The organism is Hornefia butyriciproducens (genome assembly GCF_009695915.1).
GTDB classification, from domain to species: domain Bacteria; phylum Bacillota; class Clostridia; order Peptostreptococcales; family Anaerovoracaceae; genus Aminicella; species Aminicella butyriciproducens.
On record NZ_VUMZ01000003.1, the window covers coordinates 217,729 to 231,247 of the forward strand.

Genomic DNA, 13,519 nt, shown 5'->3' on the forward strand with positions numbered 1-13,519 from the left:
GCCTGCAGGCGCGGAGCCCACAAGCGGCGAGAAAGAATTATGACAGGATTTCATTGACTCTTTTCTGAACGGCATTGTAATCATATCCGGCAGCAGTGAGCTTCTGCTTCCGTTCCTCACCGTTACCCCATTTACCAGCGATGACTTCCTTGGCAAGGGTATCGATGGACTTCTTGGAAGAAGAACTGGACTTTACATCGTACTGCGTCAGCTTCCATTTTTCGATGATGCTGCAGAGCTTATCGACATAGGTGAGACTGGTCGCATAGCCGCCGTCCTTGATGATCTTTGCCGCCTTCTTGTAATCCTTGCAGCCCTTCAGACCGGCATACCTTTTCTTGCTGCCGTTCTTGGCACCGAGCAGGTATGCAGAGTGATCCGCAATGGAATCCTCGACAGAAGGATACTTTCTGAAGTCGGCAGTGATCGTAGTGTACGATCCATCCTTATTCTGTTCCTTCGTCTTTTTGGTGTAGACGCTCTTGCCATCCCACACGGAACCAGACCATGTGTTGCCGGACAGAGACTTCTTCATACCAAAGCAGTTATTAGCTTTCTGTGCCAGCTCGGATTTGCCGTAGCTGGACTCCAGAATAAACTGTGCGAGGGAGACGGAGGCAAGGATGCCGGACTTCTTCATATCAGCAGTGAAGAGAGCGCCGACTTTCTTGATCACATCAGCGTCAGACAGATCCTTAAGACTGGATGCCTTCAGGCCTGAAGCAGTGGAACTGCTGAGCTGCTTTGTAACCTCCGTGGCCAGTTTGTCGAGCCTGCTGTAGAGCCAGTTTCCCGGGCAGGACTTGTTGGCAAACCAGCGGTGTACCGTCAGGATCATCTCATCAGACTTCGGTACATAGTTCAGCGCCTTGCTCTTGTTGCTGATCCAGAGCAGCTTCTTTTTACCGTTCCTCTTGCAGATGTCTACACAGAGCTTGACCAGTGTCGCATAGACTTTGCTGTTCATCGTGTACGGTTCCTTAGTATCGGAAGCGCACTCGATCGTCACGGCTCTCTGGTCATTGGCATTACTGGAGGAGCACCATGAGCGGTTCTTCTCATCAACGTAGAGCCCGATGCGGCCATCCTTATCGATTCCGTAATTGCTGGAGGCCTGCGTGGATGTCTTTGCAAACCAGCTTCCGAGGCCTTCTGCGGTACACTGGCCAACGACACAGTGGGGTGTAATGCGGTCGATTGCATGGGTTCTCTTTCCGGAGTGGTTCGGAGAGAGTTTCTTGTAAACGACCAGTTTGCTGTTTGTATACCCCATTACTGATCACCATCCTTTCCGGCACGGTCATGGAGCTGCTCCAGAACTGTTTTAAGCTGTTCTGGAATTGGCAGTCCGAGGTGACCGGCGTTTTCAAGAAGGCTCACACCTTCATTGGAAAGATAAAAGAAGATAACGGCTGTACGCAGGATTCCGACCTGCCCGATTACCTGAACATCAATGATGTTGGCAATGCCGACGAGTAAAAAAATGAGCACCTTTCTGCAGATGCCCTTAAATCCTACGTTGCTTGACAGCTTTTTGTCGGCTATTGCACACATGACGCCAGTCAGGTAATCAACTGTAACAAAAGCGATAAGTGCATACAATAGACCATCACATCCTCCCAAGTAGTAACCGATCCATCCACCGAGTCCTGTGAACACGGCCTGAATCATTAACCAAAATTCCTTCATAGCAAATTCCTCCTTTACATGACTTTCCACTCATCTTTAGACTTTGGCTCTTTCGGCCAGATGTCTTTTGTAACAAGGCAAAATAAAAGAGCCCAGCCCAGCGGAATGCCAAGGCAGACTCCTGCGAGTAATGTTATTATGCAGTTCATGATACTTCCCTCCTATAAAGCAGCTGTTGCAATATATGTTACATAAAGAATCATCTTTATCTTTGCCGCTGCAGTATGGTTGTTCCTTATCTGGAATTCTGCTGTACTTGCATCCTTGATCTTTGCGGCAAGAACAGAGCAATATGCCACATTCGCACCACTTGATGATGCATTGTCAAGATCGAAACCTCTGATCGCAATTGGAGTATATCCGGATTTTGCAATGGAGAACGTGAACGATGAGGTGGTTGATTTTGCTATGCTCTTATTATCAGCAGAAAGTGTAGCAGTAACAAAGAGCGCATTTGATCCAGACATATATTTTCCAGATGGCGCAAAACTCCCATTGGCATTGAACTTAAAATATGCGTCCTGAGTATTGGTTTCGGATTCATAGTTCTCGTTCGTCACATAGCTCAACCATACGTTCTCACCATATGTGGCCATTGCCCAATCACCAAATTGGGTCAGAGTATCGAAAAAAGGATGCATCCCAGTATCAAGTATTTTTCTGATTTTACGGAGTGCTGCATAATCTCTCTGAAATACCCAAGAGCAATTTGTTGGATGACCGGCAATTTCAACACAGCCATTCTCATCAATCGTGACGAGACGAACATTTGACGTTACAGAGGGGAAAGCGATATAAGTGTCTGTCCCATCATAAAACTGCACCTTGAAGTCATATGCGTCATCTCCGACAGCTTCTATAGAAAGAGTGTCGGTTCCAGAATTTCCGGAAAGCGTTTTTGAAGCTGAAGGCTCAGAAGGATACGTGGAGTCTGAGGCTGGTTTCATATATATTGTCATAGTTCTCTCTGATGTCGATGCCCCAGTAAGCCATGTGAGAGCTATGGTCACATCTTCACCATCTTCGTCTTCTTGGCCACCACTTGTCCTTGTTGCTGTCACTCTAAAAGTGACACTGGATGCACTTCTTGACCATGTCCCAGCATGCTGGGCTGGAGTCAAAGCACGAAATGCAGCATCACTGTTCACGATAAGGCTTCCGGTTTGATTCCTTGCGCTTGGGAAATCATATCCAACAAATCCAAGTCCCTGAGACTCTGTTAGGGCTGAGGTGCTAAATAAAGAGCCAAAGGTAACGGTTGCTAATAGAGAGCATCCGGAAAACATTATGCCCATATCAGTTACCTTAGTTGTGTTAAATGGGGATAGGTTGAGTGTGGTAAGCGATGCACAACCAAAGAACATGCCACTCATATCTGTAACGTTGCTCGTGTTGAACGTTCCTTGGAATGTCAGGCTTTTCATGTTTGAACAGCCATAGAACATATTTGAAGTAACATAGTCATCAATATATCCGCCCATAAGAGCTTCCTGCTTTCCAACAACGACTCCTGTTGCAATTGTACAGGCAGTGATATCTTTTACATGATCTCCCCAAGGCCATCCGCAGTTCATGATTCCGGTTAACCAAGGTGCGTGAAGAGTTCCTGCTCCGATTGTCAGAACACCTGAGTCTGAAATTGTCCACGAACAGGTTCCACAAGTTCCACTTGCAATAGCCATTTATTTTCTCCTTCCTATGACGAGTTTCCCGTCACCCGCAACTCTTAGGGAATAGGCGCCTAAATAGTAGGAGCCATTCACTTCAATGTTTTCAGATAGGATCTTGCCCGGCGTCAGATAGGTATAGACTGTGCTCCCATAAGCAAACACAGTCTCATCTGAATTAATCCGCTGATGCCATCCTTCGGGTTGTCCGATAACAACGTTTTCGCCGAAACTGGCCAAAATATCGCAGCCTCTTCTGATATCCACAGAGTCATTGTCGATCAATACATTCCTGCCTGAAGGATTAGAGGGGGTCTGCTGTGACCCACTCCTCATATCCGCGACCATGATTCCGGTTGAGTCTGCTGACATGAAATTCGTCGCGGTTTTCTTTGCGTTCTGCGCTTCGTTATATGCCTGCTTCGCCGCCTCATAGGAAGATGCCTTTGACACCGCTGACCAGCTGACCTCGCCATCAGTGAAAGAGGTGAGGTCGCAGGTATACAGGCTGTTTGTTGAAGTCCCATCATATGCAGGCTCTGAGATGCTCCAGCCGGAAGGAACAGTTTGGTTGTTCACATAGGCTTTTCCCTGAGCCTCCGTTGGCTGCGAGGGAGTGGAGGAGGATGAGGCGATGCGGTAAAAGCGCCATGTGGCATTGACGTCACGTTCCTTGATAATCGTGATCGTTTCTCTTGCTTTGATCGCCATGCTTATCCCTCCAATCTTGCCTCATACACCGCCTTGCTCGTTACATCTGATGCGTTGACCGTCAGTGTCGTTCCCGTTCCAACATCGATGCTGCCGCCGTCCTTGTACCACTTGATCGTGCCGAGGGCGGTAAGAGCGCTTCCGGTCACTTCCGCACCGGCCTTATACACGTGTGCGGTCAGTATCGTGCTCCCGGAGTTGTTCTTGAAGATGTTACCGTTGCTGGCCGTGATAGAGATCAGGATCGCATCAACACCCGGATTGCCCTGAGAGCCCTGCTTGCCATGAGCCGCAACAGAATAGCTGATCGAGTCGGAGCCGGAAGTATAGTGGATCGTTGTCCTCGTCCAGAGATACTGTCCCTGTGCTGTTGTTGCCACAGGCGATGTGCTCCAAGTGCCGGTCGGTGCAGAGGTTCCGGAGGTGCCCACCTGATATTCCACTACGGTGGAGGAGATTCCGCGACCGGTTGCACCTTGTCCACCGGTGGAGCCGTGGGCTGCGACCGAGTAGCTGACAGAATCAGAGCCGGAAGTATAGTGGATCGTTGTCCTCGTCCAAAGGAACTGTCCTTGTGCAGTTGTGGCAACAGGGGAGCTGCTCCAAGTGCCGGTCGGGACAGTGGTGCCTGACGATCCGACCTGATATTCAATTGTTGTAGAAGATATCCCTCGTCCTGTAGCTCCGGTCTCTCCGGTTGCTCCTGTCTTTGCAATAGCAAAGGAGAAGACCTTGTTGATCGTGACAGAGCCATCCAGCACAACCGGAATCGTCACGACGCCGCCAGATGCTACGCTTATGGATACTGTAATCGTGAGCGTCTTTGTGTTTGCATTCCAGCTGGTCGTTACACCGGAAGGCTTGGTGATCTGGGAGTTATCGACGGAGATGGTCGGCTCCTCATCACCGCGCAGCGCTTGAATGACTGTGGTGGTGCTCTGCTGGGTTGCAATTTTTCCGTCCTTGTCTCCGGCAAAAGTGAATGAGTCATTTGTCAGGTTGACGGAATAGCCATCGGTAAGGTCGACGACTGTGATTTGATCTGAAGATTTGATTGCCATTATGCTTCCTCCTAATCCGTGATTAATTCACACATGAATGTTACTTTGGTATCGACTTCCTCCGGCGTCAGCGTCAGGGTGAAGCCGTCATTTGACAGCTTATGATCACTGTCAACGATAATGAAAAAGCTGTCATCGCCGAGCCTCTGCCAGTACCACTGAAGGTGAGCAGAAGCTCCAAATGTATTCCTTAGATCAGTAATGTTTGTGATCCGCTGGCCACCGATATATACAGCTACCGACAGCACCGTGTTTACAGAGTTATTTTTAAAGACCGTACCCCGGGAAGAGTCGATCCGGAGCACGGCTGCATCAATTCCATCTTTCAGCGAAACGGTCTGATCTCCAACTGTGATCTCGGCACCGGAATCTGTCTGTCTTGTATGGATATCCAATGTTGTCAGAAGATCTGACAGCTTCTTGTTCTGTCCGAGGGTGACCTTGCTGCCGCCAATATTGATCGCATCCGGGATCCCATCATTGTTGCTGTCATAGAAAATGATGTAGGCATCCTCGCCGCCGATATATTGTGGCCGGGTGGATGAAAACTGGATCGATTCACCGAAGGTTGCCACCAGATTCCCTTGCGCGTCATAGACCTTCATGCCGTCAGCTGCGAGCAGGATCTTGTAGCTCTGGTTATCGTTGGTCACCCACAGTCCGGCATTCGTCAGCGCCAGATGGCTCGCCACATAGTTTGATACGGCCTCGTCCACAGAGGTCAGCTCATAGTAGCCCTGATCGGAGGGATTTCCTTGTGGGCTTACCACGACATTGTAGCTGTCGCCTTGCCTTGTGAAGTAATATTTGCCGGGCACAACCTCAAGATCATCTGTAGGTGCGTAGCTTCCATGCTCAGATATCCACGTCAGGGTGCCGACCACATCCTCCACTACGGAAAGCTGGGAGAGGGCACCGTTTGCAGCTCTGTTTGCAGTCCTTGCTGAACTGGCTGCATCCTCCGCAGCTTCTTCAGCTTCCACAGCTTTGTCATGCGCCTGTTGCGCGGAGGCAGTTGCTTCTTCGGCTTTATTGTGTGCTCGCTTGGCAGAGCTTTCCGCACTGTCCGCAGCTTCCTTGGCACGCTCGGCTTCCTTCTCAGATGCTTCCGCGATCTTCACAGCCTCAAAAGCCGTATCCCTCGCCTTATAAGCCTCCGTGTTATCCGTCGGTGGGGAGGAGGCGTTACCGGTAAGCCAAGCTCTGCCGCCGCTCACCCTGACCTGAACCATATCCCCGGGATTGGCGTTCATGGTCATCCGGACTGGTGTCTCATCAACGCCGCCCGGGATATGCACCCATGCAGTGTCTCCCTCCACACGTACAACTTCTGCCTGCGTATCATAGGGCGAGGTACCTTTCTTATTCGCTGAACCGATAAGCCTGACCATTTCCTTGCTCATGCTTTTGCTCATACTTTCTTGACCTCCTCGCTCGTTTTTGCTCCGTACCCAAGCTCGACCGTCTGGGATGTGACCTGAAACAGTCCATCAAGGCCTTGCTTTGGGTAACGGAGTCTGATTACATCGCCGACCAGAATGCCCGGATGGTAGCGTCTTTCGTAGGCAGCAGTCGTAGATATGCTCTGAAGCTCCCTGAGCCTTCGCAGTGCATATTCCGAGATGCTCTCGCCGGTATTGAAGTCACAGGAGGTTTCTTCAGCCCAGACCTCGCGGCCACGGTTCACGGTCGAGAGGGGACTTTCCGGAGAATCATCCCTTGCTACTGCCGACAGGTCATCCTGCGCAGCCCTGAAGACGTTAGGGCAGGAATACCAGTCATAATCGACCGTGATGGAAGGCTCGATCACATCCTGTTCGATGGGATCAAACTCAGCCAGCTGCAATGTCGCTTCCGGACAGATTTCAATGGTGCCATCCCCGGATATACGCATACGCCAGCCGATCACTGCGAGAACTTTCTCTGCCATAGACAGGTGGCTTTCACCATCTTCAGCAATGATTGATTTCTGGATGCCCGGAGCGCCCCCGTTTATAAAAACAGGTGCCGGGCAGACAGAAAGCAGATCCTTCACTGCAGCCGCACCGTCTGTGCCTGCTGGGACATAATATCCCCGGTCGAGGAGCACGTCATCGGCAGCCTTTAAGACGGAGTAGCATTCCAGCGTATTCTTCTCGAAATACCCGTCAATATCCCTCGATGGACTTGTGGCAAGGCCAGTAAAAAGCGGCTCATGAGAAGCCGCTCCGTTCTGCCACGCATCAAGGTAGACGCGTATATATTGTTCCTTCCCGTGCTCGTATGCCTTGCACTCGATATCGGCAGATTCTCGCAGGCCATCTTCCGACCTGCTGATGCTGCCTCCTGTGATCTCGATCCTTTCTTTTTCCCTCCAGCTTACCGGATCAATGATGTATGCATAATAGCTTGCGCTATAACCATTATTCCATTTCATTGCATCAGACCTCCTCGCTTATCCATTCGGCGTAGGTCAGGCCGTCCAGTTCCTCCGGATCAACGCGTGTGACCGACAGGCTGTATTCAGCGCGGATTGTGTTCGAATCATAACGTCTGTCCTCGCTAACCTGAATGTCGCACTTGAAGCTTGATCCATCGACCGTCCGGATATGACAGATGCCCGGATAGGCAGCAAGGCGTCTGAACTTCCGCATCGTGTCCTGATCCTTTATGGTTATGGTTGAGCCCTTTAAGGATGCAGTCCTGCCGATCGCCTTGTTCCAGTCGCCAGTAACGGAGCCGCCGAGATACCTTGTTTCCTTGAAGTCCTTCTCCCATGTATTGGAATGGGTGACATCGTAGTAAAACTCGATCTGTTCACCCTCGAAGTCGATCAGGGAGTAGACGATATTCAAAGCGTCGCCGTCCTCAGCTGTGATATCCAGCCAAGCGATCTCGTTCTCCGCAGTGATGTAATCACCATCAGCGGTGCGGTAGACGATCCGGTGACCTCCAAACTCGCCGATAGCAGGGTAAGGGTCGATGTAGGTCACTCCAAAGGCTCCACCGGATACAATGAGCTCCGGCCTGTCGGCTGAGAGCCTGTAGATATCACAGGTATCTCCCTCCATGAAACCTTCCGGTGCGATCGGCGTGATGAAAGCAACCGTCCCGGATATGGATGCGGTGCCTGCCGGGATCACGGCCTGATGTGACCAGTGGACTTCAAAGTCGATGCTTGCAGAATCACTCTGGCCGAGGCTGTCCTGCACGGTTGCCACCAGCCGATACTGCGCACCATCATCAAGGTTTCCGATCAGGTCTTCCCGGCGTATTGTGATAGGGTCTTCACCCGTCTGTGAGTACAGCAGGATCGTTTCTCCCTCAAAGCCGTTGAAGTCCTGCTCGTCAGGCCTGTCGATGTGATAATCCTCAGCCCGTTCAATGACAAGGGTGGTCGTACCGCCCGTGCCTGCGCCTGTGATTGTCGCCGTAAGCGGCAGCGCAGTAAGAGCCATAACTGTTCTGGAATTATCATCAACAATGATTTCCTGTCCCACGAGGCTTGTGCTTTCGATAACAGCAGTCAGCTCTTCAGCGATGATTACCGGTACCGGATCAGACCATTCGTCGGAAACGCGACCGGAGCCGGATACGACTCTGACGCACAGATAGTGGGTCTCGCCGGAAGCCCAGCCGAGCTTTTCTGCATACAGGGTGATATGCTGTGCAGTCTGGGTGCTGGCAATGATATCGCCATGCTGGACGCCTTCACCTGTGATCGTTGCCTCACAGATCTCCGCATAAGCCTGACCGGTTCCATCACCGGACACATACGACCAGAAAGCGGAGAGGCTTCCATCGGCAGTGATTACACCCTTGGATAGTGTCAGGGTAGGTACGCTCGGAGCAGAGGAGAGGTCGATCATGGCCAGTGCAGACCATGCACCGTACACTCCGTTATCTCCATAGCCCTTGACGAGCCTTACCCTGAAGTACCACCTCTTGCCGGTCTCAAGACCAGAAACGTTCCATTCACCAGCATGGGTGTTATTGATCGTATAGGTCTCCGGCTCTGAGGTACTTTCCCATGCATCCTCATGGTCAGCCCACGAGATGACAGCACTCTGTGCCTCACGCCATGTCCAGTCCCAGATCACCTTTACAGTGCCACTAATGGCTGTTGCATTTACTGATACATTCCCGGGAGCATGTGGCACCTGACCGCCTTGCCAGACGGGAGCATCGGATTTCATGCGTGGCGTTACCGTGTAGGCATCAACGCCATCAGCCCTTGTGACATTGGTATAGCTTCCGATGCAGGCATAAACGCCAAACTCATATGAGTCTTCGGAAGACCAATCTGGACACTGCACAGCGACCTGTGTCTGCCCTGCAGGGATGATGCCGACCGTGGCTTCCTTGTCTGGATCGGAGCCAGTCCGAAAGAGGACTACAAGGAATGATCCCGGAACATCCGAGAGGTTGTTTGCCGTGACTGTTGCCCGGAAGGTAGTGTCATCCGTCTGTATATCCGTGATCTCCGGATCTTTTAAAGAACCGGTGCTGGCAAGCACCCAGCCGCTATAAGTCGTCTGGTACAGGTGGGTAGTACTCACCCGTACAAACAGGCACTCATCCTTCGCAAGACTCTGGCTGATGAAGGCTGATGCCGCGCCGCCTGCTCCTGCCATCGTTCCGATCACTCCATCAGCGGTGCCGTTGTAGGTGAGGCCATCCTCGGGCACCTTGATGGCATATTCTGCTGTTGTCGAATCGACCGGATAGGCGTTGTTTTTCGTCTGTGACCATGTGACCTTCACCTGCATGCCACCAGCCTGATTGGTGACGTTTGCCTTGACATTCGAAGCAGCATAAGGCGCGGAGTAAACACGGCAGGAGTAGCGCCATTCGCTGACCCCGGCAGCACCCCGCGAGCGCACCCGGAACCATCTGGTATGGGAGCCGGACGCGATTGTAGCTGCTGATTCCGTATAGGTCTTGCTTCCGCTTGCACCGCCAGTGCCGGAAGTCCAGCCCTTGTCACCGCCGTAGTCGTAGTTTTCGACCAGCTTTGTCTGATACTCGACGTCGGTGAACACCTTATGGGTATTGGACGTATCGACGCTCCAGCTGAAGGTGCACTGGTTATAATTGCTCTCGCTTGGAGAGGCGGACAGGCTGGGCTTTGCCGGGACGTCGATAGAGAACGCCTGACTTACCCAATCTGACCATTTTTCTTTATCTGAGACACCCCTTACCCTGAACTTGAATTCCGTGATCTTCGGCTTGCCGGAGTAAGGGAAGTAGTTTGACAGTGACAGGGACACCGACTTGCTGGTTACAGCCTTGCCGATGTTGACTGCGGTTGTCCATTTGTCTGATTTCCCGGCACGGTTGACCAGATAGGAAAACTGCTGCTTGTCACTGTATGATTCGCCTTTCTTCCAAGAGCAGGCGAACTTCATATTGTTCCTTGCTATAGATAGGCCTTTCGGCTTTTTACTTGTTTTCTTTCCCATATCACACCGTCCTCATTTCCAGTCTCATCTGTTTCACGAACTTGCGAGCCCATTCCTCCGGATTCTCAGCGCCGGAGACCTCCACATTGATGTTTACATCACCGGAGTGACCGGTCTTTCCTGCGGAGAGCAGGGCTGCGACAATTTCATCACCGACACCGGATACTGCCGATGTGATCATATTCATCAGCGAGTCCGTTCCGACCACTGTTTCCGATCCGACTTCACCGCCGCCAAGCAGCGATCCGTTCTTCATGCCAAAGATCGTCGGGCTATTCAGGATCATTCCTTTTTCCATAGCCTTTGCATACCAGCTGACACTGAAGGAAGGCAGGGAGCCTTTGCCTCCGATGCCGAACGGTGCCTTACCACCGGACACACTGATATGCGGCAGCTTCAGGTTGCTGAAGATCCTGCCGATGGAAAGAGGGAAGAAGCCTTTGATCTTGCTGATGATTCCGCTGATCGTAGACTTTGCGGAATTGATCGGTGAGATCATGGCATTCTTGATATTTGACCACGCCGAGCTCGCTGCAGACTTAATGCTGCCCCACGCAGATGAAAGCGTGGATTTGATTGCCTGCACAGGCGAGGTTACGGCAGTCTTGATGCTGTTCCAGATAGAGCTGGCCGTGGATTTGATGCTCCTCCATACAGAAGAAGCGGTGCTCTTGATTCCGTTCCATAGGGACGAGAGGCCGCTTTTCACTGCCCGGATCGGCGTCAGTATTGCAGTCTTTATTCCATTGAACACTTTAGCTGCCAGTGACTTGAGTCCGATCCAAAGGCCTGATGTGAAGCTTTTGATTCCATTCCAGATCTTCTTCCAGTTGGTACCAAACCAGCTCAGCACGGTATTCGTCACATTCTTTATCGTATTCAGGGCTGAAGAGAGAACGCTCTTAATTCCAGTCCATACGGCGGAGAAGATTCGTTTCACTCCCTGCCAGACCTTCTTCCAGTCACCTGTGAAGATACCGATAAAGATATCGAGCACGCCAATGATCACATCCAGCACCGTTTTCAGAACGGCAGAGATGATCTTGAATGCTCCTTCAAAAATCGGAGCGAGGATCTGGCAGAAGCCCTCCCAGATCTTTTTCATGGTAGCTGCGATCTTTCCAAAGTCGATACCGAGGCTGTCAAACCGCGACTTGACCTCGGAGACAAACTTTCCGATGGTGTTCTTGATCCCGTTCCAGATCTTGATCATGGAGTTTCGGAACTTCTCGTTAGTACGCCAAAGATGAATAAAGGCAGCCACGAGGACTGCCACAATCGCGATCACAATGCCGATAGGGGATGTCAGGAAGCCGATCGCCTTTGACAGGATGCTCGTCATGCCTCCGGCTTTGCTGACCGCTCCGGACAGCTTGGATAAGGCACCGCCGAACTTGGCAAAGCCCTGTATGGCGATTCCTACTTTCGATATCACTGTCCCTATGATTATCAGCATCGGTGCAAGGGCAGCGATAAAGCCGCCAACGATAAGGATCGCCCGGCGCTGTCCCTCGCTCATGTTATTGAGCTTATCGACAAAGCCCTGAATCGCGGACACGACTCTCCGGATCATCGGCATCAGCGCATCACCAAAGGATATGGCAAGCTCCTGCAGCTGGCTCTTCAGGATCGTGATCTGTCCCATGAGGTTGTCCTGCATGGTTTCAGCCATGCTGAGCGCAGTACCGTCACAGTTATCAATCGCTCCGGTCAGCTTGTTGAAATCCGAATCCGATGCATTGATAATCGCGAGCCAGCCTGCCATCGAGTTCTTTCCGAAGATGGCTGATGCAGCTGCAGCCTGCTCAGATTCCGAAAGACCGCCCATCTTGTCACGAAGGGAGATCATGGTCTCTCTGAGATTGATGGAGCCGTCGTCATTTTCCACAAGAGCGATATTGTATTTGTCCATGAAGGACTGCATCTGCTTGGTAGGCTTGGCAAGGTTTGTAAGACCAGTACGGAGAGCCGTACCGGACTGAGATGCCTTGATTCCGGCATTCGCCATCAGACCAAGCGCAACCGATGTGTCCTCAGCAGAGATTCCGAGCGAGCCTGCAACCGGAGCGGCATATTTGAAGGACTCGCCGAGCATGGACACGTTCGTATTGGCATTGCTGGATGCCGCAGCAAGGACGTCGGCAAAGTGGCCGGAGTCCTCCGCAGACAGACCGAATGCCGTCAGAGCGTCTGTCACGATATCCGATGTAGTCGCCAGATCCTCTCCGGATGCAGCGGCAAGGTTCATGATGCCCTCAACACCGGAAAGCATGTCCTCGGTCTTCCAACCGGCCATCGCCATATAGTTCATGGCGTCAGCTGCTTCAGAAGCGGAGAACTTCGTCTTGGAGCCCATCTCCCGGGCTTTGGCACGCAGCTTATCAAAGTCCTCACCGGTTGCGCCGGACACGGCAGCCACCTTGCTCATGGATGTGTCGAAGTCTGCGGCGGTCTTTACGGAGATTGCTCCGAGCCCGGCTACAGCACCAGACACCGGCAGCAGCTTCTTACCTGCACCGGAAATGGTGTCACCGGCCTTTTGCATCTTGCCGCCGACTTCAGCCATCTTATCCAGCTTGGATTCACAGGAGGCCGCTTCCTTTTCCAGACGCTTCAGCTCATTTTCTGTCTCTACGATCTCGCGCTGCAGGGCATCATATTTATCCTGCCCGAGCTCGCCGCGTTCCAGCTGCTCTTTTGCTTGCTTCTGGGCTTCCTTCAGTCCTTCCAGCTTTTCCTTGGTCGCACCGATGGAGTCCTTCAGCAGCTTCTGCTTCTGGGAGAGAAGGGTGGTGTTTTTCGGGTCGAGCTTTAAGAGCCTGTTCACATCGCGGAGGCTCGACTGCGTGGTACGTATGGAGTTGTTGACGCCTTTTAGCGCCTTGTCGAGACCAGTAGTATCGCCGCCAATCTCGACAGTAATGCCTTTGATTCTGTTTGCCACCGGTCT

The 13,519-nt window shown here is 51.8% G+C and carries 9 protein-coding genes; all 9 read right to left on the bottom strand.

Annotated features, from left to right (window positions below; all coding sequences use genetic code 11):
* Positions 1-37 precede the first annotated feature (37 nt).
* A complete protein-coding gene (locus tag FYJ64_RS04785) occupies positions 38-1,273 on the bottom strand; it encodes a glucosaminidase domain-containing protein (RefSeq protein WP_154574073.1) in 1,236 nt (411 codons plus the stop codon).
* Complete coding sequence (locus FYJ64_RS04790; RefSeq protein WP_154574074.1) at positions 1,273-1,689, bottom strand: phage holin family protein; 417 nt, start codon at positions 1,687-1,689, stop codon at positions 1,273-1,275. The genes FYJ64_RS04785 and FYJ64_RS04790 overlap by 1 nt, the downstream gene beginning before the upstream one ends.
* 161 nt (positions 1,690-1,850) lie before the next feature.
* Complete coding sequence (locus FYJ64_RS04795; RefSeq protein WP_154574075.1) at positions 1,851-3,371, bottom strand: BspA family leucine-rich repeat surface protein; 1,521 nt, start codon at positions 3,369-3,371, stop codon at positions 1,851-1,853.
* Complete coding sequence (locus FYJ64_RS04800; protein ID WP_154574076.1) at positions 3,372-4,067, bottom strand: hypothetical protein; 696 nt, start codon at positions 4,065-4,067, stop codon at positions 3,372-3,374.
* A gap of 2 nt (positions 4,068-4,069) precedes the next feature.
* Positions 4,070-5,128 carry a hypothetical protein gene (locus FYJ64_RS04805; protein WP_154574077.1) on the bottom strand — a complete coding sequence of 353 codons (1,059 nt, stop codon included), beginning with the start codon at positions 5,126-5,128 and terminating at the stop codon, positions 4,070-4,072.
* Between the two features lie 11 nt (positions 5,129-5,139).
* Positions 5,140-6,543 (bottom strand): hypothetical protein, encoded by a 1,404-nt coding sequence (locus FYJ64_RS04810; protein WP_154574078.1) that lies wholly within the window; start codon positions 6,541-6,543, stop codon positions 5,140-5,142.
* Complete coding sequence (locus FYJ64_RS04815) at positions 6,540-7,544, bottom strand: hypothetical protein (protein ID WP_154574079.1); 1,005 nt, start codon at positions 7,542-7,544, stop codon at positions 6,540-6,542. Before FYJ64_RS04815 ends, FYJ64_RS04810 begins: the two co-directional genes overlap by 4 nt.
* 4 nt (positions 7,545-7,548) lie before the next feature.
* A complete protein-coding gene (locus FYJ64_RS04820; RefSeq protein WP_154574080.1) occupies positions 7,549-10,569 on the bottom strand; it encodes a phage tail protein in 3,021 nt (1,006 codons plus the stop codon).
* Position 10,570: 1 nt separating this feature from the next.
* Positions 10,571-13,513 (bottom strand): phage tail tape measure protein, encoded by a 2,943-nt coding sequence (locus FYJ64_RS04825; RefSeq protein ID WP_154574081.1) that lies wholly within the window; start codon positions 13,511-13,513, stop codon positions 10,571-10,573.
* Between the last annotated feature and the right edge of the window lie 6 nt (positions 13,514-13,519).

Excerpts from the sequence above, each read along its gene's own strand:
- FYJ64_RS04785 (WP_154574073.1), bottom strand. The coding sequence starts at position 1,273 with ATGGGGTATACAAACAGCAAACTGGTCGTTTACAAGAAACTCTCTCCG.
- FYJ64_RS04790 (WP_154574074.1), bottom strand. The coding sequence starts at position 1,689 with ATGAAGGAATTTTGGTTAATGATTCAGGCCGTGTTCACAGGACTCGGT.
- FYJ64_RS04795 (WP_154574075.1), bottom strand. The coding sequence starts at position 3,371 with ATGGCTATTGCAAGTGGAACTTGTGGAACCTGTTCGTGGACAATTTCA.
- FYJ64_RS04800 (WP_154574076.1), bottom strand. The coding sequence starts at position 4,067 with ATGGCGATCAAAGCAAGAGAAACGATCACGATTATCAAGGAACGTGAC.
- FYJ64_RS04805 (WP_154574077.1), bottom strand. The coding sequence starts at position 5,128 with ATGGCAATCAAATCTTCAGATCAAATCACAGTCGTCGACCTTACCGAT.
- FYJ64_RS04810 (WP_154574078.1), bottom strand. The coding sequence starts at position 6,543 with ATGAGCAAAAGCATGAGCAAGGAAATGGTCAGGCTTATCGGTTCAGCG.
- FYJ64_RS04815 (WP_154574079.1), bottom strand. The coding sequence starts at position 7,544 with ATGAAATGGAATAATGGTTATAGCGCAAGCTATTATGCATACATCATT.
- FYJ64_RS04820 (WP_154574080.1), bottom strand. The coding sequence starts at position 10,569 with ATGGGAAAGAAAACAAGTAAAAAGCCGAAAGGCCTATCTATAGCAAGG.